This window comes from Rhizobium oryziradicis (assembly GCF_001939045.1).
Classification (GTDB): domain Bacteria; phylum Pseudomonadota; class Alphaproteobacteria; order Rhizobiales; family Rhizobiaceae; genus Allorhizobium; species Allorhizobium oryziradicis.
Map to the genome: position 1 here is coordinate 217,700 of NZ_MKIM01000022.1, position 25,215 is coordinate 242,914.

The following is a 25,215-nucleotide window of genomic DNA, read 5'->3' on the forward strand; positions in this document are numbered from 1 at the left end:
AGCCGGCAACGATCAGAACTGGATATCGGCTGGAATATCCTGCTTCTGCACGCCCACAAGCGCTAGGCTGTTCGTGATCCATTCGGTGACCACACCGGATGAGCGGTTATACTCCAGCCAGTTATCAACAAATGTGCGAAAACGCGGGCTGTCTTCGGCACGCACGCCGGCACAGGTTGGCTGACGAACGATCGGACCGGGAACCACAATCTTTCCGACCCGCGGGTTTTTCTTGACCGTCACCAAAGACAGCATGGCAACCTGAATAACCGCATCGGCGCGGCCCGCCTGCACGGCAAGCGTTGCATCATCCGGAGTTTTCAGGGCAACCAGTGTCGCCTTGGGCAGGACGCGGCGGGCAAACAGATCATGCGTGGAGCCAATATCAACCGCAATGCGCACTTCGGGCTTGTTGAGCTCTTCCCAGGTTTTGGGTTCAAGGCCCGGCTTGGCAATAATTGTGAAGGTATTTTGCATGATCGGGCGTGTAAACTCGACCACCAGCGCACGCGACGGCGTCGGGCTGAGGCCAAACATGATGTCGATCTTGTTGGATTGCAGATCAAGCACCGCATTTCCCCAAGTCGTTTCGCTAATTTCCACTTCGGCTTCCAGCGACTTGGCGAGATCGCGAGCCATGCTCATGCAAAAGCCGGTCCATTCACCCGTTGCAATATCCTTGTGATAGTATGGTTCGGTACCAACAATACCTGCCACACGCAATTTTTTGCTGCTGCGAATCTTGTCGAAGGTTGAACCTGTTGCCTGCTGCGCAATCGCTGGCGTCGCGAGAGCCGTTGCGGCAATTCCTGCTCCTGCAAGACCAAACAGGCCTGCGAATTCACGTCTATTCATGTTGAACCCCTTTTTATCTTTATTGGTGCCGTTCATTGACCAAAGTCGCCCTCAAGCATGAACCACTCCCATGACTGCCAGGTGCATTCGATACTCAAAAGCCGGACGGTGATTAATTTTTGCGACATATTGCCGCCAATAGGAAATTGCGAATACTACATCTTGCATGAGTTTTAGTCATGATGGATGGGTTCCTGGATGAGACGCTACCTCCCTTCGCTTTCAGCCCTGCATGCGTTTGAAGCGGCCGCACGTTATATGAATTTCACCAAAGCGGCAGAAGATCTCGGCCTGACGCAAAGCGGGATCAGCCGTCAAATCCGCAATCTCGAAGATTTTCTGGGCACACAACTTTTCCATCGCTCGGGTCCGCGTCTTGTTTTGACAGAGACAGGCGCAAATTATTACCGTGACCTTGCCCTGACACTCGACCGATTGGAGGAAATTTCGATTGATGCCGTGCGTGGTCGAAGCGTTGACACGTCCCTGATGATCGGCACACATCCTACTTTTGCATCGCGCTGGCTGCCGCAGAGATTGGGCTCGTTTGTTTCAAGCTATCCTGACATTCCTGTCGAAGTCACTCTGGCAACACCATCGACAGATTTTGAAACAACACGGTTTGATATTGCAATTTTGCGCGGCGCGGGTACGTGGCTTCATGCCCGCTCTATCGAACTCTTTCCCGAAACTTTGGCTGTTGTTGCATCGCCAAATCTCGTTCCGCTGGATGCAAAGCTGGATCCACTGCAATTTTCGGAGTATCCCTTGATTCAGAATGCGGGCCGCCCCAGCCTTTGGCTTCACTGGCTAAGGCTCGCAAAACTTTCTTATAGTGGTCGCATCCAGGGCACCCGCTTTGCTCATCATGAAATGATCATAAACGCGGCCGTCCACGGACTTGGTCTTGCTGTGGTGCCAGTGCTCTATGTGAGGGAAGAACTAAAAAGCGGTCAGCTTCACATGCCCTTTGGCTCACCGCTCCGCTCGGACGACTCCTATTTTCTCGTTTATCCCGAACGAAAATCCCACAATCCCAACATCATTGTCTTTCGGGACTGGATGCTCCGCGGCATTCGCAGAGATTCGATGGAGCCATTGAAAGCCAATTTTTAGTCGCCAACACGCTGATAACCAAGGCCCGCAATCAGCGAATTTGCGGAGTTTGGTCTTTGATGGGCTTGCTTATGGGTTGCTCCCGCCGATGTTCAGCATAGATCCGATTTCAACCATCCACAGGTTCCGCGCAATTGAGCCAAATGGCATGGGCAATCGCCTCGGCTGGAAATCGGTAACGGCAACAGAGTGGCTCACGATCTGTCATGGACCTTCAGCCCGCATCGAATTCTAAATTCCGTTTCGTTGGCGATGCATTCGATTACATTTTGTGCGGAATTTTCCACCGATTAAAAATTAGCCCTAAGGTTGCTTGACAAAAAATGGATCTTCATATGTATTTTGTAAAGCGATTTACTAAAGCGCTTTACAGGATGGCAATGGCCAAGATGCGGGTAACAGGATTGAAGGATGTTGCGGCAGCAGCTGGCGTTTCGGTGACAACCGTTTCACGCATGCTGAACGGCTCACTCGAGCTTCCATCCGAGACCCGCAAGCGGATAGAGGACGCTATTGTCGCCCTCAATTATCAGCCCAATCCGCATGCACGCCGCCTTAGTCGTGGGCGATCAGATGCCATCGGCCTGGTGGTGCCCGATATCGCCAATCCATTTTTTGCAACTCTCGTCGCCGCCGTTGAAGAAGAGGCGGATGCTCGGGGACTGGCGCTATCGCTCTATGCCACGCTCAACCGGCCAGGTCGTGAAATGGTGTACTTGAGTTTGCTCGAGCGCAATCACGTCGATGGCCTAATCTTTGTCACCAATCACCCTGATGACGGCGAGTTGGCAGCAATTATCAACCGCACCGGAAAGGTGGTTGTTGTCGATGAAGATGTGCCGGATGCGACGGTGCCAAAACTGTTTTGTGACAACCGGCAAGGGGGCGAATTGGCTGGGCAGCATTTGGCTGGTTTTGGCCATAGGCATGTTCTCTACATCGGTGGCCCGGATGTCATGATCAGCACCGAACGCCGCTTTATTGGCTTTGAAGCTGCCATGCGTGCCAAGCATGGTGAGAATGCTGTCATCGAGCGTTACTGCGGTGATTACACCATCGAATTCGGACGGCAAGCGGCCCTGCGCTATCTGTCGGGTCGGCGCGAGGCGACCGCAATTTTTGCCAGTTCCGACGAAATCGCCATCGGCGTCATCGAAGTGCTGCGGGCGCAAGGAATCTCCATTCCTGAGCAGATTTCCGTCATCGGCTTTGACGATGTTGGACCCTTGCATCTTTTTGCTCCGCCGCTGACGGCCATTCGTCAGCCAGTGCGGGGAATGGGAAGTCGCGCCCTGTCGCTGCTTCTCGACACCGATTGGCAGCAGCCCGCGAAAGCATCGGAAGAACTGTTGCCAGTGGAAATCGTTGTGCGGAACTCCGTTGCACCGCCAGCGAAATAACAAAAAGCAACGGGCAAACCTATAACCAGAGGATGGAATGATGACCCGGACTTTTACACGTAGAACCCTCAATGCAGCTTTGGCGGTCACGGCCCTCACCGGCCTTTGCTTCACAGCAGGCATGGCCAATGCCGCACAAAAAACTTTTGCGCTGGTGCAGATCAACCAACAGGCGCTGTTTTTCAATCAGATCAATCAGGGTGCTCAGAAGGCTGCGGATGCGGCTGGTGCAAAACTGGTGATCTTCAATGCCAACAATGATCCTGCGGCGCAAAACAGCGCGATTGAGACCTATATTCAGCAGAAGGTGGACGGCATTGCCGTTGTCGCCATCGACGTCAACGGCATCATGCCTGCCGTCAAGGAAGCCGCCGATGCTGGTATTCCTGTTGTGGCCATTGATAGCATCTTGCCTGCAGGTCCTCAGAAGGCTCAGATTGGTGTCGATAACGCGAAAGCAGGGGCTGATATTGGCAAATTCTTCGTCGATTATGTCAAGAAGGATATGGGCGGCAAGGCCAAGCTGGGCGTTGTTGGCGCGCTGAACTCCTTCATCCAGAATATCCGCCAGAAGGGCTTTGAAGACACCATCAAGGGCGTTTCCGGCATTTCCACTGTTGGCGTTGTCGATGGGCAAAATGTACAGGACAATGCTTTGGCTGCCGCCGAAAACCTGATCACCGGCAACCCGGACATGACCGCCATTTATGCCACCGGCGAGCCTGCGCTGCTGGGCGCGGTTGCCGCCGTGCAAAGTCAGGGCAAGCAGGACAGCATCAAGGTATTCGGCTGGGATCTGACGGCCCAAGCCATTGCTGGCATTGATGCCGGTTACGTTGCCGCCGTGATCCAGCAGGACCCTGCTGCCATGGGTGAAACAGCAGTGAAGGCGCTGAAGACCATTGCGGACGGTGGCAAGGTCGAAAAGACCATTGCCGTGCCTGTGACCATTGTCACCAAGGCCAATGTTGCGCCTTACCGGGCTGTGTTCAAATGATTTCCGGTGGACAGCTCCCAACCGCTGTCCCTGGAGCCGGGGGAGTTGATCTCCCCCGGCAACCCGGAGAAAGCGGCGCGCGTGAACCCCGAATTTCGCTTCGTGGTATCCGCAAAACCTTTGGTTCCCATCAGGCACTGCGTGGTGTTGATCTCGATCTCTTTCCCGGCGAGTGCTTAGGGCTGGTTGGTGATAATGCAGCGGGCAAATCAACGCTGACCAAAGTGATCTCCGGCACCTACCTCCCGGATGATGGCACCATCACGCTGGATGGCGAGGCGGTGCGTTTTTCCGGACCCGCTGATGCACGGTCGCGCAACATCGAAATGGTGTTTCAGGATTTGAGCTTGTGCGACCATATTGATGTGGTTGGCAATCTGTTTCTGGGCCGGGAATTGACCAAAGGTCCATTTCTGGATCGCGCCCGAATGCTGGTGGAAGCTCGCAAGATGCTGGATGCGCTGGAAATTCGGATTCCACGCCTCACCGCCAAGGTCGAGAAATTGTCGGGCGGCCAGCGGCAGGCGATTGCCATTGCCAGAGCTGCATCTTTCAATCCCAAAGTGCTGATCATGGACGAGCCAACCTCGGCGCTGGCCGTGGCCGAAGTGGAAGCGGTGCTGGCGCTGATCAATCGCGTCAAAGCCAGAGGCGTTTCCGTGGTGCTTATCACCCACCGCCTGCAAGACCTGTTTCGCGTCTGCGACCGGATTGCGGTGATGTATGAGGGCACGAAAGTCGCCGAGCGGCAGATTGGCAGCACCAACCTTGAAGATCTGGTGAAATTGATCGTCGGAGGGGAAAGACATTGACCGCCTATACTGAACGCGCCAAAGGCTCACCCTTCGCCGACTTTATCACCGAGAATGCGCAAGTTCTGTCGATTGCGATTTTCTTCTTTGCCTGCATGGTGTTTTTCTCGATCACCACAGAAACGTTTTTAACACTGGGCAATATTCTCAACGTGGTGCGACAAGCCGCTCCCATTTTGATTGTTGCCGTTGCCATGACACTGGTGATTGTCACCGGCGGCATCGATCTTTCCGTTGGCTCGCTGGTAGCGCTGATCAATGCAACCGTTGCCATTGTGCTGGCAACCGGAATGTCGTGGCCGCTCGCAGTGCTGCTCATGCTTGTTCTGGGCGGCGTGATTGGCCTGATACAGGGCTGGTTTATTGCCTATCAGGGCATCCCGGCCTTCATTGTCACGCTGGCAGGCCTGTCGATCTTGCGCGGCGTGGCGCTCTACATCACCCAAGGCTATTCGATTCCTATCAATGACGTGCCGGGCTTTTTCACGCTGGGGCGCGGCGAGTTCCTGAGCCTTCCGGTTCCGGCTTTGATTGCCATTGCTGTGACAGTCTTAGGCTTCGTGCTGGTGTCATCGACCAAATACGGGCGGCAAGTGGTGGCCGTTGGCTCCAATCTGGAAGCAGCCCGCCGCGTGGGCATGCCCGCCAAATGGATTGTTGCTTCTGTCTATCTGGTCTCGGGTGTGGCTTGCGCCCTTGCCGGATTGCTGATTGCAGCGCGACTTGGCTCTGGCTCATCCAACGCTGCCGTGGGCTTTGAATTGCAGGTGATTGCCGCTGTGGTTCTCGGTGGCACATCGCTGACAGGCGGGCGCGGAACCATGCTGGGAACGCTGCTGGGCACCATGACCATTGCGGTGATCGGCAACGGTCTCATTCTCATGCATATCTCGCCGTTTTTCACCCAGATTGTCACGGGCGCGATTATTCTGGTGGCAATCTGGCTGAACACCCGGATCTTTTCCGCAAACTTCCGCTTTGGCGCAGCAAAGAAGAGGTGAGATATGACCAGTGAACTCTCAGAAGGCCATATTCGCTCGGGCAAGGTGATGACTGTTGCAGGTCCGATCACTGTTGACGAGATGGGCGTGACCTTGATGCACGAACATATTCTCAACGATTGCCGTTGCTGGTGGCATGCGCCCAAAACGCTTGATCGGCAATATCTGGCGGAAGGCTTTGTCTGCATGGAGATCCTTGGCGAATTGCGTCAGGACCCCTTTGTCAACAAGCACAATATCACACTGGATGACGAGCCTTTGGCCATTCTTGAGCTGATGGATTTTGCCAGGGCGGGTGGCAAGACGGTGGTCGAGCCTACCTGTCAGGGCATTGGCCGCAACCCTCAAGCGCTCCGCCGCATTGCCAAAGCCTCCGGGTTGAATATCGTTATGGGCGCTGGCTATTATCTGGCCTCATCCCACCCGGCCAAGGTGGCCGAGATGACGGTGGAGGCCATAGCCGATGAAATTGTGCAGGAAGCGCTGGTTGGCGTTGATGGCACCGATGTCAAAATCGGCTTGATTGGTGAAATTGGCGTCTCTTCCGATTTCACACCTGATGAAGAAAAGTCGCTGCGGGCAGCCGCCCAAGCGCACCTACGCACCGGCCTGCCACTCATGGTGCATTTGCCGGGCTGGTATCGGTTGGGCCACAACGTGCTGGATATTGCCGAAGAAGAAGGGGCAGATCTGCGCCACACGGTGCTGTGCCACATGAACCCGTCCCATGACGATCTCAGCTATCAAGGCGAACTCGCCAGCCGGGGTGCCTTTCTTGAGTATGACATGATCGGCATGGATTTTTTCTACGCTGATCAACAGGTGCAATGCCCCAGCGATGACGATGCCGCCCGCGCTATCGTCAAGCTGGTGGAGATGGGCCACCTTGATCGCATCCTGCTATCGCATGATGTGTTTTTGAAAATGATGCTCAGCCGTTATGGCGGCAATGGCTATGCCTACATTTTGAGGCATTTTTTGCCGCGTCTTCAGCGTCATGGCCTCAATGCTGACGCTCTTACCACCCTCATGCGGGGCAATCCCCGTTCGGTCTTTCAGGCTGCCGCCTGAGATCTGATATATTCGATAAGGAACACATATGATGACAAAGAAAATTCTTCTCGTGGGTGAAAGTTGGGTCAGCTCCGCCACCCATTACAAAGGTTTTGACCAGTTCGGCAGCGTGACCTTTCATCTTGGCGCAGAACCATTGGTGAAAGTGCTGGAAGGCAGCGAATTTGAGCTGACCTATATGCCCGCCCATGAAGCGGTGGAAAAATTCCCCTTTGAGATGGCGGGACTGGATGCCTATGATGCCATCATCCTCTCTGACATCGGGGCCAATTCGCTGCTGCTGCCGCCTGCTGTGTGGCTGCATTCCAAAACCGTTCCCAACCGCCTGAAGCTGATCAAGGCCTGGGTGGAAAAGGGTGGAAACCTGCTGATGGTTGGCGGCTATTTTTCGTTTCAGGGCATTGACGGCAAGGCCCGCTGGCGTCGAACGGCAGTGGAAGATGTTCTGCCCGTCACCTGCCTGCCCTATGATGATCGGGTGGAAATTCCCGAAGGCTCGACCGCCGATGTCATCAAGCCTGACCATCCAACTGTGGCCGGTTTGAGCGGCGAATGGCCGCTGCTGCTGGGCGTCAACGAGGTTGAGGTGCGCGAAGGTGCGGAGGTCATCGTGCGCCTGCCAAAAGATCAGGGCAGCCATCCGCTGTTGGTTACCGGATCGTTTGGCAAGGGCCGCACTGTGGCCTGGACCTCGGATATTGGCCCCCATTGGCTGTCGCCTGCGTTTTGTGAATGGGAAGGCTATGGCAAGCTGTGGAAGAACATCCTGGGCTGGATGACGCAAGCGCGCTGATTCATTCACTTGGCGAGGATAGCGGCCAACTCGGCCTGTGATGGAAAGGCAGACCGGGTTCCACGGCGACTGACGGTGAGGCTGGCGGCCTTTGCGGCATGATGCAGCGCAAGGCCATCAGGCATGCCATGGCGTAAACGGCTGGATGCCAGCACAACCGCCATGAATGTGTCGCCAGCCCCCGTGGTATCAACAACGGCAGACGAAACAGCAGGGATTGTCGCAATACCGTTGTGATCGACCAGCAGGGCACCATGGCCGCCAAGGGTGACGATGACAGAGCCAACACCGGCATCGCGCAAGGAGCGGGCAGCGGTTTCGCCGCTCTGCCCGGTCAGTTTTTCGGCCTCGCCCTGGTTCAAAAAGGCGATGTCGATCAGCGGCCAAAGAGAAGCAAAACCGGGCCTAAGCGGCGATGGGTTAAAAACGGTGATCATGCCAAGGCGTTTGGCCTGGTGGAGAATGGCGGCTGTGGCGTCATCGCTAAGATTGCCTTGCAGAACGGCAAGATCACCGGGTTTTGCTGTCTGCAAGGAGATCAGAACATGCTCTGGCCGGATGCTTGCGGCACAGTCTGTTGTGGTAACAATGGCATTTTCACCATCCGGTGTGGTGAAGATCATGGAGACATCACTGGCTTTATCGGCACATTCGATCAGGCAGGTGTTGATCGGCTCAAGAGACAGGCTTTGCCGGATCATGGCAGCACGAAGGTCACTGCCAACAGCGGCAATCAGCGTGGTGTTTAAACCGGCGCGGCTCAGCACAATCGCCTGGTTGGCACCTTTGCCACCCAGATCCGTACTCTGCTGGCGGCCAAAAATCGATGCACCCGCCTCTGGCATGGCCGGAACAGACATGATTTCATCGATTGCCACATTGCCGATAACGAAGGCACGCATGGTAAACTTTCAAAAAGACCGGACTTTCAAAAGGGAAGAGAAATGGTGACCATATCCGACAAGACCTCAAGCACTATGCGAGAAATTTTTAGCCGCGACAAGGCGTTGATCGGCATGATCCATTGCCCGGCCTTTCCCGGCGCCCCGCGCTATCAAAGTGCCAGCATGAGCGAGATTTACGATGCCTGCATGCGAGATGCCGAGGCGCTGATTGAGGGCGGCCTGCATGGGCTGATCATTGAAAACCACGGCGACATTCCCTTTTCCAAGCCGGATGACATCGGGCCGGAAACCTCCGCCTTCATGAGCGTGGTCACGGACCGCATCTGCCGCGCCGTTGGCGTGCCGCTCGGCATCAATGTGCTGGCCAATGCGCCCATTCCGGCCTTTGCCATTGCCATGGCGGGCGGGGCCAAATTTGTGCGGGTCAATCAATGGGCCAATGCCTATGTGGCCAATGAGGGATTCATGGAAGGACGCGCGGCAGAAGCCATGCGCTACCGTTCCATGCTGCGAGCCGAGCATATCAAGGTGTTTGCGGACAGCCACGTCAAGCACGGCGCGCATGCGATTACTGCTGACCGGACCATTCAGGAATTGACCCGCGATCTCGCCTTTTTCGATGCCGATGCGGTGATTGCCACCGGCCAACGCACGGGCAATACGGCGACGATGGAGGAGATCGAAGAGATTGGAGCCGCCACCCATTTGCCGTTGCTGGTTGGTTCCGGGGTTTCAAAAGACAATATCGTTGACATTCTCAAACGCACCAATGGCGTGATCGTTGCCTCATCACTCAAGCATGGTGATGTCTGGTGGAACCCGGTGGATATTGAGCGCGTCAAGGCCTTTGTGGCAGCAGCGCAACCGGGTTTAGAGGCGTGAACACAATGGCAGATGCTGGAAACGGACGGTTAGAGGTCAATGGCGAGCGTCTTTTGGCCCGATTGGATCAATTCGCCGCGATTGGCGCAACGCCCAAAGGCGGTGTTAATCGGCAGGCCCTGACGGTGCTTGATCGTCAGGCGCGGCAATTGCTGGCCAATCTTGGTCGGGCGCGCGGATTTTCGATCTATCAAGACCCGATCGCCAATCTGTTCGTTCGACGCGAGGGGCTGGATCCGAATTTACCGCCGCTTTTGATCGGCAGCCATCTCGACAGCCAACCCTCTGGCGGGCGGTTTGATGGTGCGCTTGGCACGCTCTGCGCTTTTGAAGTGCTCGAAACATTGCAAGATCATGGCATAGAGACCGAGCGCACAGTAGAAGTCGTCGCCTTTACCAATGAGGAAGGCTGCCGTTTTGCGCCGGGATGCATGGGCTCCATGGCTTTTTCGCAAAAATCCATTCCACAAGCCTGGCAGAGCGCAAAGGCGACAGATGGCGCGCTGTTTGCTGATGAATTGGCGCAAACCCTCGCTGATTTGCAAGGTGCCGCCATGAGGCCGCTTGGGTTTCCGATCTCGGCCTATCTCGAGGTGCATATCGAGCAAGGGCCGTCTTTGGAAAAAGAGGGCCTCCCCATCGGCATCGTCACCGGCATACAGGGGACCCGCTGGCTGCAAGTCACCATCTCGGGCCAAACTGCCCATGCGGGCACGACGGCGCTCTCCTATCGCAAAGACCCCATGCGGGCGGCCGTTTCTAGCTTGAATGTGCTTTACGATGACATCATGCCGAAAGATCCCCAATCTCGCCTGACCGTGGGTCGGTTTTCGCTGGAGCCGGGAGCCATTAATGCCATTCCGGCATCTGTTACGTTTTCGCTGGATATCCGCCACCCGAATTCCGAGCAACTGGAGCTGATTGAAGCGAGGATACGCAAAGTCTTGCAGGACCATGCAGCTGAGAATGGATGTGATCTTGCCGTCAACCAGCTCTTTGATATGGCTCCTGCCCGTTTCCCGGACGCGCTGGTGAGCGTACTAAAGAACGCCGCCACGACTGCCAATTTTGCCTATAAATCCATGGTATCCGGGGCATTTCACGATGCGCTGTTCATCAATCGTGTCGCACCCTCTGCCATGATTTTCACACCATGCCGTGACGGACTAAGCCACAATGAGGCGGAATATGTGAAACCTGTCCATTGTATTGCAGGCGCGCAAATGCTGTTGGCATCCAGCTTGATACTCGTAGGGGGCTAATGCCCAAGCACATTGCGCCCAAACGCCTTTATTTGGATCGCTGTTGGCCGACGTGCTGCCGATCGATTGCCGTGCCAATGCAACGACAGTTCGGCAGCATAGGTTGCGCGCGGCACGTCGTATCGAGGGGATCTACATCCGAAACCGCGACAATCGCAAAAAAAATGTCGAAATGAGTTTCTCGGTAGCGCAATTTCCGGCACGACGTTTATCGTGATGACCCCAACGGTGCACGCCTGCCGCAATCTTGTTGCCGATTTTCTTGCAGGCAGGACGTGGCATTGCCATGTGGCTCAAAAAGTTAAATAGTCAATGCGGCATAAGTCCCCAAAATGAGTATGGACACTTCAATCAATCAAAGCAGCAGAATGACGCCACTTAACTCGTGCAATACATGCGAAAAGCTATCGATATCTGGCGATGTCGGGGCGGCATCTTTTTTGCCATGGATACAAAAACACGCCCAAAAACTTGGGCTAACGCAGAGGATTTCCCAGATGGGCAATGGCAGCATTGACCTGATCCTGGAGGGGCCGCCGGAGCTGATTGACGCAATGGAAATTGGCTGCTGGCTCGGTCCGATCGATGTGTGGGTGGAAACGATTGTACGCGCACCGACCGAAATGCAGCGCGAGGACGCACCTCTTTAACTCCTTACAACCAAAAGTAAAATCAGCGCAAAATTGTTCTTTGCACATATTATGGTCATTGTTGCAATTGCGGAGTTTTTGTGCAAACGTCGCAGATATATCAGTGTATTTAGCCCATTCAAGCTGGCTCTTTGCCTGACGTGACACCAGAGATTTCGGGTTGATGTGACCATGCTGCGGTATAAAAACGATCAATGGGTGCCGGTAGCATTGTCCGCCGACGTGCCGAAAGCAACCGTGGTTCCGGCCTGGATACCAGACAGCAGAATTGCGCTATGGCGAAGTCAATCTGGTGTGCTGGCGGCCAGTGCGGAACGCTGTCCGCATCGTGGCATGAGACTTTCCTATGGCTTCGTGCGTGGAGAAACGCTCTCCTGCATCTACCATGGTTGGAGCTTTGCGAGCGATGGACGCTGTCAGCGTATTCCCGCACATCCCGGCCTTGTTCCGCCTGAAACCATTCATCTGCACAATAGCGTGGTCAATGAGCGTGATGGCATCATTTGGGTTGCACGCGAACAACCCAGCCTGGAACCTCCGACGTTCCCGTCAAGGATTCCGTTGAAGACCATCATGGTTGAAGCCGGGATCACGGCTTTGGAAACAGCCGCCGGGGCGAAAGCCGACGACAATGGCGTGATCTCCTGCACCCTTGCCGGAGAAAACATCTGTCTTCTGCTGGTGGCGCAAAGTGCGTGTGAGACGCTGACGCATATTCTTGTTGATCAGGACACACCGGTCAGCACCCGCATCACACTCTCGCGTCATATTGAAGCCTTGCGCAGAACAGCTGAAGCGATCGATTTGAGGAAAGATGCATGTTGAGTGGGCCAATGGTGGATGAGTGGTATCCAGTCGGCATGATCAGTCAGCTTGATACGGCAGGCCGCAACACCGTTTTGATGGGTCATCCGATCCGTGTTGCAAAAGGCATTGACGGCAAAGCTGAAGCTGTCACCGGCGAGGGACGCGCCCTGCCCGTCATCGAGCGTTACGGACATGTTTGGACCTCGCTTGGCACGCCCAACAAGCCATTGTTTGACATTCCAGAAGCCGAGCAAGCCGGTCGTCGTCTGGTTGATGTGGGCGTTGTTAGGGTGCGGTGTTCGCCTTTGAGGGCGGTTGAGAATTTTCTCGATATTGCACATTTTCCGTTTGTGCATACCGATATTCTGGGGGCGGAACCCCATACAGAAGTTGAGAATTACAAGGTTGAAATCCGCGAGGATGCGGACGAGGTCTGGGCAACACAGATCAAGTTTTTCCAACCGCAAGCTGCAAAATCTGCGGAAAATGGCATCACGACAGATTATATGTATCGTGTGCCTGCACCAACATGTTCGGTTCTTTATAAAACCTCCCCACCACGGCCCGGCGAATGGGATGTGATCACGCTGTTTGTACAGCCGTTGGCGGAAGATCTGTGCGATGTCTGGCCATGGATGGCATTGTTTGATGACACCACGCCCATGACGGACCTGATCCACTTTCAGCAGATGATCTTTCTGCAAGACCGCTCAATCCTCGAAAACCAGATCCCGCGTCTTTTGCCGCTGGACCCCGGCATGGAAATTCCCACGCGGGCCGATCTCACCTCTGTTGCCTATCGGCGCTGGCTGAAGCGGCATCATTATACCTATGGCGCACAGCTGGTGGCCCAATGAAACTCTACGATTATATTCTCTCCCCAAGCTGCTATAAGGTTCGCCTGCTGGCCGCATTGACAAAGACTGAGCTGAGCTTGCATGCGGTCGATTTTCATCCCGGCCGTGAACATTTAAGCCCAGATCTTCTCGCGCTGAACCCGGCTGGCTCCATTCCCATTCTTGAAGATGGCGATCTTTTGCTAACGGAATCGTCGGCCATGTTGGCTTACATTGCCGCTCAAAAGGCTCCCGAATGGCTCGGCAATGCAACCCCGCAGCAAACAGCGCGTGTGCATCAATGGCTGTGTTTTTCCCAGCGCCTGACGGCATCTCTGGGCGCTGCCCGCCTGATCGAAATGTTGCAACGCCCCGGTGATCTTGCGGCCGCTCAGACGGCAGGCAAAGCAGCGCTTCGCGAACTGGAAGCGGCTCTGGTTGAGCAGCGCCTGCGCGGCGAGGCCTTTCTCACATCAGATCGCCCCACGATTGCAGACATTGCCTGCTTTCCCTATGTGGCGCTGGCACCGGATGGCAGTGTTTCGCTGGACCATTATCCATCCATTCGCCTTTGGCTTCGTGCCATTCGCGCGCTCGACGGCTTTATTGAAATGCCGGGCATACACAGGCTTCACGAATTGAAACCGGAACCGGTTTGACATGGTGCGCTATCTTTTCAAAAACTGTGCAGCCGTGGTGGTAGAGGATGGGCTTGGCCCATCTGTTTTGCGCAATGTCGATATTTTAACCGATGGTCCCGCCATTCACACCATTGGCGCCGACATCCATGTTGATCACCAGGCCAACGACACCATCCTCAAGGATGCATCAGGCTGGTTTGTGTATCCGGGCCTTGTCAACACGCATCACCATTTCTTCCAGACGTTCGTGCGCAATCGTGCGGAGCTGGACTGGACGAAACTGTCGGTGATCGAATGGCTCGATCGCATCTATCCGATCTTCTCAAGGCTTACGGAAGATTGCTTCTATCACTCATCTGTCACGGCCATGGCCGAATTGATCAAGCATGGCTGCACCACGGCCTTTGACCATCAATATTGCTTTCCCCGCCATGCGGGAAAACGCTTGATTGACCGACAGTTTGAGGCAGCAGAGCTGTTGGGAATGCGCTTTCACGCAGGGCGTGGCGGCAATACGCTGCCAAAATCCGAAGGCTCGACCATTCCAGATGCCATGCTGGAAACCACCGATGAATTCATTGCTGATTGTGCACGATTGATTGATAGCTATCACGATGCCTCCCCTTTTAGCATGCGCCAAGTCGTCGTGGCTCCGTGCCAACCAGTCAACGCCTATCGCGAGACATTTGTGGAATCGGTTGCGCTGGCGCGAGACCGTGGCGTGCTGCTGCATACCCATGTCGGCGAAGGTGAAAGCCCCGTCATCGAAGCACGGCATGGCATGCGCACGGTGGATTATCTGGAAGAGATCGGCTTTGCCGGACCCGATACATTCTATGCCCATTGCTGGGAGCTGCACCACAGTGAGCTGCAAAAGATGGCGTTGAGCAAAACCGGCGTCTCCCATTGCCCGGAGCCGGTGTATCTGGTGGGTGCCGAGGTCACCGACATTCCGGCCATGGCGGCTTTCGGGGTGCGCCTTGGTCTGGGATGTGACGGCGCAGCATCGAATGACAACTCCAACCTGATGCACTGTGTCCATTCTGCCTATATGCTGCAATGCCTTGTGGCATCAAAGCGCAATCATGCCGTGCCGCCACCTGCCGATTTCCTCGATTACGCCACCAAGGGCGGGGCCGACCTGCTTGGCCGCACGCACATCGGGCGGTTGGCACCGGGCATGGCGGCTGATTTGTTCGCCATTGATACCCGGCGGATGGACTATGTGGGCACACGCCATGATCCGCTAAGCCTGATTGCCAAGGTTGGCATTGGCACGACCACCGATTTGACCATGATCAACGGCCGGATTGCCTGGGAAAAGGGAGAGTTCCCAGGCCTGGATGAGGCCAAACTTGCGGCTGACGCGGAAGCCACACTTTCAACCATCGAAATATAGAAAAAAGGGAACTGGAATGCGCGATCGATTGACCCGTAGAACTTTGATGAAAAGCGTTGCCTTGGGCGGTGTCGCCGCCACGCTTGGCGTGCGCAGCGCGGCAGCCGCTGCTCCGCTTGGCATTGCGCTTGTTGTGCCGTCGCCGATTGGTGATGTGGGTTGGGGGCGTGCCCTTGCCGATGGTTTGGAGCCGATCAAGGCTGCCTATGGCGACAAGGTGAAGGTCACCATCATCGAGAACATCGCTGAAGGGCCTGATGCAGACCGCATCATGAACAAGACAATCACCGACGGCAACAAGTTCCTGATTGCAGGATCTTTTGGCTATCAAAACGGCGCTTTGCAGCTGGCCAAACGCCATCCCGATGTGTCTGTGCTGCATGCGTCCGGCTTTAAGGTTGCGCCGAACTTCTCGCCTTTCGCTGCAAAATATTTCCAGGGCACCTATCTCATGGGCATGGCGGCAGCGGCCCTTTCAAAAACCGGCAAGCTTGGCTCTGTTTCGGCTTTTGCCATTCCAGAACTGATCACGTCCATCAACGCCTTTGTCCTCGGTGCGCAAGCCGTAAACCCAAAAATCGAAGTATCGGTTGTCTGGGTAAACTCATGGTTTGACCCAGCCAAGGAACAGGAAGCCGCCAAATCGCTGATCGCGCAAAAATGTGACGTGATTTTCTCCAATGCCCAGGATACACCGTCGGTGATTGCGGCATGCGAAGAGGCAGGTGTTTACGCCTTCAACCTCAACTCATCCATGAAGAAATATGCCCCGAAATCCTATCTCGGTTGCGTGCTCACCGATTGGTCGCCCTTCTTCAAGGCATCGGTGGACGCTCATCTGGCGGGCAAATTCAAGGGGGCAAATGCCTTCCTCGGCGTCGCAGATAAAGTTGTTGAGGTTGTGGATTGGAACCCGGCCATCCCGGCCGATGTCATGAGCAAAATCAAATCTGTTGAAGCAAAAATTGCTGATGGCAGTTTCTCGCCCTTCACAGGCCCAATTAGCAAACAAGATGGCAGTGAGGGTGTTGCTGCGGGCAAAACCATGACCGATGGCGAGATTGTCGCGATGAACTGGCACGTCAAGGGCGTCACGTCGCCACTGCCGAAATAACCATGGCAACACCTCTTCTGGCCTTAAAGGGCATTTCGAAAAGCTACGACCAGATCCATGCCAATCGTGGCATTGATCTGGAAGTAGCCCCCCAATCCATACACGCAATTTTGGGCGAAAACGGCGCGGGCAAATCCACGCTGATGAAGCTGATCTATGGCGTGGAAACCCCGGATGCTGGCGAGATGATCTGGCAGGGAAAGCCCATTTCCCTACCCTCCCCTTCGGATGCCAGGCAGCAGGGCATTGGCATGGTGTTTCAGCATTTTTCGCTGTTTGAAACGCTGACCGTGGTAGAAAACGTATCGCTGGTCGTGCCCGGCCGGCGAGCCGTTCTGATAGAGCGCATACAAGCCCTGGGTCGAGATTTCGGTCTCACGGTTGATCCGCTTGCACATGTCCATATGCTGTCAGTGGGGGAGAGGCAGCGGGTTGAGATTATTCGATGCCTGATGACCAATCCCAAGCTTCTCATCCTGGACGAGCCGACCTCGGTATTGCCGCCGCAGGCGGTGGAAAAACTGTTTGACACGCTGCGACGGCTACGCGACGGCGGCGTGTCCATTCTCTTCATCTCGCACAAACTGGAGGAAATCCGCGCCCTGTGCGACCGCGCCACCATCTTGCGTGCAGGACAGGTGACTGGAAATATCGACCCACGCGATCACGACGCCAAAGACCTCGCGCGCATGATGATTGGCCGCGATATGCCGCAGCCCATCGCAGCCCAGCCAATGCCAGTGGGCGAGAAACGGCTGGAATTGATCGGACTTGATTATCAACCCGACGATCCCTTTGCCGTCGCGCTCTCCAAAGTCACGCTGGAAGTCAGAGCCGGAGAAATTCTGGGCATTGCTGGCATATCCGGCAATGGGCAAGGTGAGCTGGCGGCGTTGATTTCCGGCGAGAGCGTTTTATCGGAGCAAAAAAGCGACCAAATACAGATGATGGGACAGCCGGTTGGCACATTCAATGCCGCCGAGCGCAGAAAGTTGGGCTTCGCGTTTGTGCCCGAAGATCGACTTGGCCGTGGTGCCGTGCCGGAGCTGTCTCTTATCAAAAACGGGCTTTTGACCGCCCATGGTACGGGCCTTCTCCACTACGGTCTCATCAACAACACTCAAGCGACAGCCTTTGCAGAAACCTGCATTCGTGATTTCGACGTTCGCACCTCGGGGCCAACATCCGAGGCTGGTTCACTGTCTGGTGGCAACCTGCAAAAATTCATTGTCGGGAGAGAAATCATGCTCGCTCCGAAGCTTTTGTTTGTCGTACAGCCGACTTGGGGCGTTGATATTGGGGCGACCATCGCCATTCGTCAGCGGCTAATGACCCTGCGCAATCAGGGCGTTGCCATTCTGTTGATCTCCGAAGAGATAGAAGAGCTTTTCGAACTCTCTGACTTTATTCAGGTTCTGAATGGCGGCACGCTCAGCCCTCGGCTTGAGACGGCACACATCCAAGTGGAAGACATTGGCCGTTACATGATCGGCGCAGACAATGGTGCGGAGAGCCTTCAGCCATGATCACAGCAGTTCTGGATCGTTTGCCGCACCTCGTTCGTCGTGATCAGGCCTCTCTTGCGGTGGCATTTACAGCTCCACTCATCGCGCTTTTGGTGGCAACGGTTTTAAACCTTGCGCTCTACCTGATCATCGGCAAAGACCCGCTCGCCGTGTTTCACGCCATGCTGGTGGAGCCGTTTTTGTCATGGGCGACGTTTTCTGAAGTTCTGCTCAAAACAAGCCCGCTGTTGCTGATCGCACAAGGGCTCGCCATAGGCTTTCGCGCAAAAGTCATTAACATCGGTGCCGAAGGCCAATTTATCATTGGCGCGATTTTCGCATCCTCCATCCCGGTCTGGTTCAATGATATTGAGGGCGGCTGGATCTGGCCCGCAATGCTGCTTTTGGGCGCACTCGGCGGGGCATTATGGGCCGCGATAACCGCATTCTGGCGTGTCAGGCTCAATGCCAGCGAGATTCTCGTGTCCCTGATGCTCAGCCTCGTTGCTGAACAGCTTTTGAATTACCTGCTGCTCGGCCCCTGGAAAGACCCAGATGGCTTTAACTTCCCGCAATCGGTGATGTTTCAAGCGGATGCGATGATTCCCATCCTGTTTGCCAATACACGGGTTAACCTTTCTTTGTTGATTGCCTTGGCCTTGTCGCTGCTGGCTTGGTTGTTCATGCAGCGCAGCTTTCAGGGCTATAAATTGCAGGTTGGCGGCCTTGCCCCAAGAGCCGCAAGCTATGCGGGCTTTTCAGGCGGTCGGGCAATCTGGATTTCTCTCCTCATCGGCGGTTTTGCCGCAGGGCTTGCGGGTGCCGCGGAAGTGGCAGGCCCGATTGGCCAATTGCAACGCTCAATCTCCACAGGCTATGGCTATGCGGCAATCATCGTCGCCTATCTGGGCGGATTGCATCCGCTGGGCATCCTTGTGTCTTCACTGGTGATGGCCGTGCTTTATATCGGCGGCGACAATGCCATGGTGTCGGCAGATTTGCCAATTGCGGCTGTCCGGGTGTTTCAGGGCAGTCTTCTGCTGTGTTATCTCATCGCGGCAGCTTTTGTGCGCTATCGACTGGAATGGCACAATGCTTCAACGAGGATGCCGTCATGAATGCAATTGAGTATATTCTGGCAGGCATGCTCGCGGCTGCCACGCCGTTTCTGCTGGCAGCATTGGGAGAAATGGTGGCTGAGCGCGCAGGCGTCATCAATCTCGGGGTTGAGGGCATGATGGCGCTGGGCGCATCATTGGCCTTTATCATCGTTCACAATGGTGGCGGGCACGTCTTGGCATTTCTGGCCGCCGCTGTGGCAAGCGTGGCGCTGTCCCTGGTCTTTGCGTTCGTAGCGCTCGGCTTCCGGGCAAATCAGGTTGCGACGGGGCTTGCGATTGGTATTTTCGGACAGGGGCTCTCGGCATTGTTTGGCAAAGCCTATGAAAGCATGACCGTTAAAGCCTTGCCGAAACTTGAAATTCCGTGGATTTCTGATCTGGCCGTCATTGGCGGATTGTTTCGGCAGGATATCATCGTTTGGCTCACCCTCGCCGCCACATTGGCCATCGGCATTGCGTTTTCCAGCTCTAAAGTGGGTCTGATCCTGCGGGCGGTGGGTGAAAACCCCAAAGCGGCCCGCGCCATTGGATATCCCGTCATTGCCATTCGCGTTGCGGCCATCGCCTTTGGTGGTGCCATGGCGGGCTTCGCAGGGGCCTATGCGTCAACAGTCTATACGCCACTTTGGGCAGATGGCATGATCGCCGGGCGCGGCTGGATTGCCATTGCATTGGTGGTGTTCGGAACCTGGCTTACGGGTCGAATTTTCCTGGGCGCTTGTCTCTTTGGTGCCGTGTCTCTCATGGGCCTAGCAGCGCAGACAACCGGGATCGCCATCCCCTCCCAGCTTCTTTCAAGCCTGCCCTATCTGGTCACGATCCTTGCTCTCGGTGTTATTTCCTCCAACCGCCGCCTTCTCAAGCTCAACAGCATCGCTTCGCTTGGCGAAACATTTGAACGTTAGTTGTTGAATCGGCATCGTCATGTCTGAATAGTGCCGGTTTGGCATTTGTGGACAGTCCCTGATTTGGGCTCTGTTGCAGGGACCGAATTTGGAACGAGTGCCCCCTACCCTGTAAATTTTTCATGCTGCGCGCTTGAAATCTCGCTGTAGCCTGCTGCCAGGTTTCCTGGACACGGAATTAGAGCATCGGATTTATTCGAAAATGGGCGGAGTTGCATCGCGATCTCAACTGAATTCTGCGGCCCATGGTGACCGCAAAGCCAACCCCACACCCGGAAGCTCAGTCTCGACGACCTAACGCTTAACGCGCGGGCCGCGATGAGACCACTTCAATAGGTGCGTCGACAGATTTCCGCTCAATCAATTCGGTGGGCAGCACAATACGCCGGGCCTGAAGCTCGGCACCATTGATCCTCTCGATCAACAGAGAGGCCACAGTCTCACCCAGTAGATACACAGGTTGACCAATAACCGTAATCGGCGGCGATGTCACCGCTGTCCAATCAGCATCATGGAAAGCAATCAGTGAAACATCCTTCGGGATGGATAGGCCGAGTTGTTGCACAGCTTTAAAGACTTCCAAGGCAATCAGACTGTCTGATGCGATAATCGCGCTGGGTTTTTGTGGAGATTGCAGCAGTTCAAGGGCGATTTTTGCGCATTTCTCCCGACCATTGGCTCCGAGATGGACCATCTCAAGCGGAGCTGCGATGCCAGCATCCGCACAAACCGCAACAAAACCTTCGACACGCTGCCGAACAGAGCCCGTTTGCAGATCATTGAGCGTATGAAGGCGGTGATCCGGTGTATCACAAGCCGTGATGTAAGCCATGGTACGATGGCCTTTACGAATGAGAATATCTGTCGCCTGTTCCGCTGCGGCGCGGTCGTCCGTTGTCACCGTATCGACTTCGATGCCGGAAATAGCACGATCCAGCAAGACAAGCGGACAGCCAGAGTCCGGAATCTCCAACAGATGTTCGAAATCGCTTGTGCTGGCCGCCGAGACGATCAACCCATCGACACGCTTGGCCAACAGTGTTCGGATGGCTGCCTTTTCCGCCGCGATATCCTCGCCAGAATTGGTCAGAATCACGGTAAACCCAGCCAGTCTCGCCACATCGGCAATGCCGCGCACCGCAGAGCTGAAAAACGGATTCTCAATATCACCCACCACGACACCGATGGTGCCAGAGCGCCCTGTTGTCATGCTGCGGGCCAATTCATTGGGTCGGTAACCCAACGCGGCCGCCGCTTCCGAGACCTTGGCGCGAACAGCATCGCTCACGGTACCGTAGCTGCCCAGCACGCGTGCAGCCGTGGCTTTGGAAACACCTGCGGCTCTGGCCACATCGGCAACGGTGACGGATGATTTTTTGATCGGCGACTGTTCCATGATAATAGCTCTATAAGGGATATTGACGGCGGGTCAATGCGAATATAACAATTATCAAATCGGAAAGAGACCGGTCTCAATCTTAAAAGAGACCGGTCTCTATTTAAAAAATAAGAAACCGGCATGCAACACGCATTGGCCGGATGGGTGGTCGCAGCCATTCATCCGGGTGGGAAGCCTGCGCCTGATCCACGCATGTATCCAGGCTATAAAAACAATCACCAGAGCGGAGAACAATGACAATGAGCATCATCAGAAGCGAAATTTCACGAAGGGCACGCGGCACGGTTATGGCGGTTGCTCTTGCCCTCACAGGATTGATGGGACAGCAGGCGGCTGCCGCTGACAATCCCTATGGATTGATTGATCCCAAGGTGATCAGTGTTGGCACCATGGGCGATGCCAAGCCCTATACATTCATCACGTCGGATGGAAAATTCACCGGCTTTGACATCGAGCTTTTTCTCAATGTTGCCGAGCGCATGGGGTTTAAGAAAGACCAGGTTGTTTTCACCGGGCAGGAATTTTCGGCCTTGATGCCATCTGTGGCCAATGGCCGTTTTGATGTGGCAGTTGCAGCGATTGGCACCACTGAAGCACGCAAGAAAACCGTCGATTTCTCCGATGGGTATCTGGCAGGCTATCTCTCGGTGCTGACGCCCGACGCAAAAATCACGGACGCTGCCAGCCTGAAGGGCAAGCGCTTGGGCGTGGTGCAAGGCACGTTGCAGGAAATTTATGCCACCAAGAATTTCAAGGACACAGACCTTGTGAAATTCCCGGATAACAATTCTGCGGTCTCTGCCTTGAACAATGGCACAATCGATGCCCATTTCCTCGACTACGAGGCCGCCAAGGACTACACGGCGCGTTTCAAGGCGCTGAAAATTGCCATCAACATTCCAAGCTTCGATGCACCTGCGGGCTTTGTGGTGCGTAAAGGCAATGACGCGCTGCGCGAGGGCCTCAACAAGGGTCTGCACGCCGCCATGCAGGATGGCACCTGGAAAAAGCTTTACGAAAAATGGTTCCCCGGCTCGCCGATGCCTGCCGAATACCTTCCCAAGCCTTGATGGAGCAACGCCCGGTTGGCTGCGAGTGCCAACCGGGGGCTTTCAGGCACATCATTATCATCGGGAAGGACGTTTGAATGGAATGGCTTGAAACACTGCGTCGCAGTTTTCTCGATTGGGATGCGATGGCAGAAGTGCTGCCTGCCATGATTACGGTTGGCTTGAAAAATACCCTGATTTTGGCCTTCGCCTCGACGGTGATTGGCGTGGTGATTGGCATGATCCTCGCCATTATGGGCATTTCGCGCTCGCCGTACTTACGCATTCCAGCGCGGATTTATACGGATATTTTTCGCGGCCTGCCCGCTATTGTTACCATTTTGCTGATTGGACAGGGCTTTGCCCGCATCGCACGTGACCTGTGGGGGCCTTCGCCTTATCCGCTTGGCATTCTGGCTCTGAGCCTGATTGCCGGGGCCTATATTGGCGAAATCTTCCGCTCCGGCATTCAAAGCGTTGATCGAGGCCAGTTGGAAGCCTGCAGGGCACTGAGCATGAGCTATGGTCAGGGCATGCGGCTGATCATTGTGCCGCAAGGCGTGCGCCGGGTGTTGCCAGCCTTGGTCAACCAGTTCATCGGCAATGTGAAAGATTCAAGCCTCGTTTATTTTCTGGGTCTTTTGGCATCCGAGCGTGAGATTTTTCGCGTCGGGCAAGATCAGGCCGTGGTCACAGGCAATCTCTCGCCGCTGCTGCTGGCAGGCGTGTTTTATCTGATCATCACCGTACCCCTCACCCATCTGGTCAACACCATTGATACGCGTCTGCGGCTCGGTAAAAAGCCCGCCAGCGAAGCTGTCAGCGGTCTTGCAGAAGTCAGCGAACTGGCAGAAGCCGTTGATCATACAAAGGTTGCGGCCAAGGAGATCACCTTTACCGGCGGCAGCCTGGATGTGCGTGGGTTGACGATGGCCTATGGCACACTGGACGTGCTGAAAGGTGTTGATCTCACGGTCAAGCCCGGCACGGTCACCTGCATCATTGGCCCTTCAGGCTCTGGAAAATCCACGCTTTTGCGCTGCCTTAACCGATTGGTCGAGCCAAAGGGCGGCGATATTTTGCTGGATGGCAGCAGCATTCTGACCATGAAGCCCGAAAAGTTGCGCCGCAAGGTCGGCATGGTGTTTCAGCATTTCAACCTGTTTCCCGATCATTCCGCGCTCGACAATGTCATGTTGTCGCTCACCAAGATCAAAGGTCTGTCGCGCTCGGAAGCCGAGCGGATTGCCTTGGCCAGATTGCGCGATGTCGGGCTGGAAAGCCGCAAAGATCATCGTCCCGGTGGGCTCTCGGGCGGGCAACAGCAGCGGGTGGCCATTGCCCGCGCATTGGCGATGGAACCGGAGGTGATCCTGTTTGATGAAGTCACCTCGGCGCTTGATCCAGAACTGGTCAAAGGTGTTTTGAACCTGATGGCCGATCTGGGTGAGCGGGGCATGACCATGGTGGTGGTCACCCACGAAATGGGCTTTGCCCGCCGGGTGGCCGATCAGGTGATTTTCATGGACGAGGGCAAAGTGGTGGAAGCGGGTTCACCGGAAGCCATTTTTGACAATCCTCAAAGTGCGCGATTGAAGCACTTTTTGGCAGAGGTTTTGTAAGTCATTGAAAGAAGGCAGATAACGTTATGAGAAAACTTCGATGGGGCGTGTTGGGCGCTGCCAATATCGCCATCAAAGCGGTTATTCCGGCCATTCAAGCCGGAGAAACAGGCATTGTTGCCGCCATTGCCTCGCGCTCACTGGCCAAAGCGCAAAGCGTGGCAGCCGAGCTTGGCATTGCGAAAGCCTATGGCAGCTATGAAGACTTGCTGTGTGATCCCGATATTGATGCCATTTATAACCCGCTGCCCAACCACCTGCATATGCCGATGACGCTGGACGCGATCCGCAATGACAAACCGGTGCTGTGCGAAAAGCCGATTGCACTGACAGCGGAGGAAGCGATGCAAATCGCTTCAGCCTCCCGCACATCGGGTGTGCTGGTGGCTGAGGCCTTCATGGTGCGCCATCATCCCCAATGGCAAATGGTGCGGGAATTGGTGCAGGCGGGGCGCATTGGCACGGCCCTTGCCATTCAAACCATCTTTTCCTACTATCTTGATGATCCAGCCAACGTTCGAAACCAGAAAGCCATTGGCGGAGGCGGGCTTTATGATGTGGGCTGTTACGCCATCAACACCGCACGCTTCGTGTTTGATGGAGAGCCGGAGCGGGTTATTGGTCTATTTGATCAGGATGAGACATTCCAGACCGATAGAATGATGAGCGGCTTGGCAGAATTTTCCGCCCACCGCCACCTCACTTTTACATGCGCAACGCAGCTTTCCCTATGCCAGAAAGTGACCGTGCTTGGCACGCAAGGGCGCGTTGACATCGCCATTCCCTTCAATGCGCCAACGGATACACCCACCACCATCACCATTGATGATGGCCGCGACCTGACCGGCGGCGGGCGCGAGATCGTCGAGATCAACGCTGCCAATCAATATGGCCTGCAATGTGATGCTTTTGCGCGGGCCGTGCTGGCGGGCACTCCTTTGCCGACAGGGCTAGACGATGCCGTGGCCAATATGAAGGTGATTGATGCGTTTTTCCGCTCCAACCGCAGCAACAGCTGGGAAAAACCCTGAGCCGATTTGAGATCCAGAGAATGAAAGACTGAGAGAAAA

24 protein-coding genes are annotated in these 25,215 nt (G+C 55.3%); 21 read left to right on the forward strand and 3 right to left on the reverse strand.

What is annotated here, in order from left to right; all coding sequences use genetic code 11:
* Positions 1–12: 12 nt before the first annotated feature.
* Entirely contained in the window at positions 13–855 is an 843-nt protein-coding gene (locus tag BJF95_RS04780; RefSeq protein ID WP_075638394.1) for a transporter substrate-binding domain-containing protein, read from the reverse strand.
* A 198-nt stretch (positions 856–1,053) separates the two neighbouring features.
* On the opposite strand from BJF95_RS04780, the gene BJF95_RS04785 reads away from it, so the two are divergent.
* The 7 genes from BJF95_RS04785 to BJF95_RS04815 all read left to right on the forward strand — a co-directional run bounded on the left by BJF95_RS04785 (position 1,054) and on the right by BJF95_RS04815 (position 8,048).
* Complete coding sequence (locus tag BJF95_RS04785) at positions 1,054–1,971, forward strand: LysR substrate-binding domain-containing protein (RefSeq protein WP_075638395.1); 918 nt, start codon at positions 1,054–1,056, stop codon at positions 1,969–1,971.
* 380 nt (positions 1,972–2,351) lie between these two features.
* Entirely contained in the window at positions 2,352–3,371 is a 1,020-nt protein-coding gene (locus tag BJF95_RS04790) for a LacI family DNA-binding transcriptional regulator (RefSeq protein ID WP_075638317.1), read from the forward strand.
* Positions 3,372–3,411: 40 nt separating this feature from the next.
* Positions 3,412–4,368 carry an ABC transporter substrate-binding protein gene (locus tag BJF95_RS04795; RefSeq protein ID WP_075638396.1) on the forward strand — a complete coding sequence of 319 codons (957 nt, stop codon included), beginning with the start codon at positions 3,412–3,414 and terminating at the stop codon, positions 4,366–4,368.
* Positions 4,365–5,180, forward strand: coding sequence for an ATP-binding cassette domain-containing protein (locus tag BJF95_RS04800; protein ID WP_075638318.1), 816 nt, complete (start codon positions 4,365–4,367; stop codon positions 5,178–5,180). Before BJF95_RS04795 ends, BJF95_RS04800 begins: the two co-directional genes overlap by 4 nt.
* The gene (locus BJF95_RS04805; protein WP_075638319.1) at positions 5,177–6,181 is read left to right on the forward strand and encodes an ABC transporter permease; all 1,005 of its coding nucleotides are present in this window, start codon (positions 5,177–5,179) and stop codon (positions 6,179–6,181) included. The genes BJF95_RS04800 and BJF95_RS04805 overlap by 4 nt, the downstream gene beginning before the upstream one ends.
* Positions 6,182–6,184: 3 nt before the next feature.
* Positions 6,185–7,252: a phosphotriesterase family protein gene (locus BJF95_RS04810; protein ID WP_075638320.1), complete on the forward strand. Its 1,068-nt coding sequence runs from the start codon at positions 6,185–6,187 to the stop codon at positions 7,250–7,252.
* 31 nt (positions 7,253–7,283) lie between these two features.
* Complete coding sequence (locus tag BJF95_RS04815; RefSeq protein WP_075638397.1) at positions 7,284–8,048, forward strand: glutamine amidotransferase; 765 nt, start codon at positions 7,284–7,286, stop codon at positions 8,046–8,048.
* A 5-nt stretch (positions 8,049–8,053) separates the two neighbouring features.
* On the opposite strand, the gene BJF95_RS04820 is transcribed toward BJF95_RS04815, so the two are convergent.
* Positions 8,054–8,950, reverse strand: coding sequence for a ribokinase (locus BJF95_RS04820; protein ID WP_075638321.1), 897 nt, complete (start codon positions 8,948–8,950; stop codon positions 8,054–8,056).
* Positions 8,951–8,992: 42 nt separating this feature from the next.
* Here BJF95_RS04820 and BJF95_RS04825 point away from each other — a divergent pair, with 42 nt between their 5' ends.
* The 11 genes from BJF95_RS04825 to BJF95_RS04875 all read left to right on the forward strand — a co-directional run bounded on the left by BJF95_RS04825 (position 8,993) and on the right by BJF95_RS04875 (position 20,075).
* Positions 8,993–9,835 carry a BtpA/SgcQ family protein gene (locus BJF95_RS04825; protein ID WP_075638322.1) on the forward strand — a complete coding sequence of 281 codons (843 nt, stop codon included), beginning with the start codon at positions 8,993–8,995 and terminating at the stop codon, positions 9,833–9,835.
* A gap of 5 nt (positions 9,836–9,840) precedes the next feature.
* Positions 9,841–11,097 (forward strand): Zn-dependent hydrolase, encoded by a 1,257-nt coding sequence (locus BJF95_RS04830; RefSeq protein WP_075638323.1) that lies wholly within the window; start codon positions 9,841–9,843, stop codon positions 11,095–11,097.
* A gap of 368 nt (positions 11,098–11,465) precedes the next feature.
* On the forward strand, positions 11,466–11,747 hold the full coding sequence (locus BJF95_RS04835; RefSeq protein WP_075638398.1) for an acylphosphatase: 282 nt from the start codon (positions 11,466–11,468) through the stop codon (positions 11,745–11,747).
* 171 nt (positions 11,748–11,918) lie between these two features.
* Entirely contained in the window at positions 11,919–12,572 is a 654-nt protein-coding gene (locus BJF95_RS04840; protein WP_075638324.1) for a Rieske 2Fe-2S domain-containing protein, read from the forward strand.
* Positions 12,566–13,411 carry an aromatic ring-hydroxylating oxygenase subunit alpha gene (locus BJF95_RS04845; protein ID WP_075638325.1) on the forward strand — a complete coding sequence of 282 codons (846 nt, stop codon included), beginning with the start codon at positions 12,566–12,568 and terminating at the stop codon, positions 13,409–13,411. Before BJF95_RS04840 ends, BJF95_RS04845 begins: the two co-directional genes overlap by 7 nt.
* Positions 13,408–14,049 (forward strand): glutathione S-transferase family protein, encoded by a 642-nt coding sequence (locus BJF95_RS04850; RefSeq protein ID WP_075638326.1) that lies wholly within the window; start codon positions 13,408–13,410, stop codon positions 14,047–14,049. The genes BJF95_RS04845 and BJF95_RS04850 overlap by 4 nt, the downstream gene beginning before the upstream one ends.
* Position 14,050: 1 nt before the next feature.
* Positions 14,051–15,430 carry an amidohydrolase gene (locus BJF95_RS04855; protein WP_075638327.1) on the forward strand — a complete coding sequence of 460 codons (1,380 nt, stop codon included), beginning with the start codon at positions 14,051–14,053 and terminating at the stop codon, positions 15,428–15,430.
* A gap of 16 nt (positions 15,431–15,446) precedes the next feature.
* The gene (locus BJF95_RS04860; RefSeq protein WP_075638328.1) at positions 15,447–16,544 is read left to right on the forward strand and encodes a BMP family ABC transporter substrate-binding protein; all 1,098 of its coding nucleotides are present in this window, start codon (positions 15,447–15,449) and stop codon (positions 16,542–16,544) included.
* Between the two features lie 2 nt (positions 16,545–16,546).
* Positions 16,547–18,070, forward strand: a complete 1,524-nt coding sequence (locus BJF95_RS04865) for an ABC transporter ATP-binding protein (protein ID WP_075638329.1) — start codon at positions 16,547–16,549, stop codon at positions 18,068–18,070.
* On the forward strand, positions 18,067–19,167 hold the full coding sequence (locus BJF95_RS04870) for an ABC transporter permease (RefSeq protein WP_075638330.1): 1,101 nt from the start codon (positions 18,067–18,069) through the stop codon (positions 19,165–19,167). Before BJF95_RS04865 ends, BJF95_RS04870 begins: the two co-directional genes overlap by 4 nt.
* Positions 19,164–20,075, forward strand: coding sequence for an ABC transporter permease (locus BJF95_RS04875; RefSeq protein WP_075638331.1), 912 nt, complete (start codon positions 19,164–19,166; stop codon positions 20,073–20,075). The genes BJF95_RS04870 and BJF95_RS04875 overlap by 4 nt, the downstream gene beginning before the upstream one ends.
* 301 nt (positions 20,076–20,376) lie before the next feature.
* On the opposite strand, the gene BJF95_RS04880 is transcribed toward BJF95_RS04875, so the two are convergent.
* Complete coding sequence (locus BJF95_RS04880) at positions 20,377–21,471, reverse strand: LacI family DNA-binding transcriptional regulator (protein ID WP_075638332.1); 1,095 nt, start codon at positions 21,469–21,471, stop codon at positions 20,377–20,379.
* A gap of 320 nt (positions 21,472–21,791) precedes the next feature.
* Between BJF95_RS04880 and BJF95_RS04890 the strand changes: the two genes are divergently transcribed.
* The 3 genes from BJF95_RS04890 (at position 21,792) to BJF95_RS04900 (ending at position 25,176) form a co-directional block, all read left to right on the forward strand.
* Entirely contained in the window at positions 21,792–22,544 is a 753-nt protein-coding gene (locus BJF95_RS04890) for an ABC transporter substrate-binding protein (RefSeq protein ID WP_139317410.1), read from the forward strand.
* A gap of 77 nt (positions 22,545–22,621) precedes the next feature.
* Positions 22,622–24,145, forward strand: coding sequence for an amino acid ABC transporter permease/ATP-binding protein (locus BJF95_RS24555; RefSeq protein ID WP_075638335.1), 1,524 nt, complete (start codon positions 22,622–22,624; stop codon positions 24,143–24,145).
* Between the two features lie 26 nt (positions 24,146–24,171).
* Positions 24,172–25,176, forward strand: a complete 1,005-nt coding sequence (locus BJF95_RS04900; RefSeq protein WP_075638336.1) for a Gfo/Idh/MocA family protein — start codon at positions 24,172–24,174, stop codon at positions 25,174–25,176.
* The last annotated feature ends 39 nt before the right edge of the window (positions 25,177–25,215 follow it).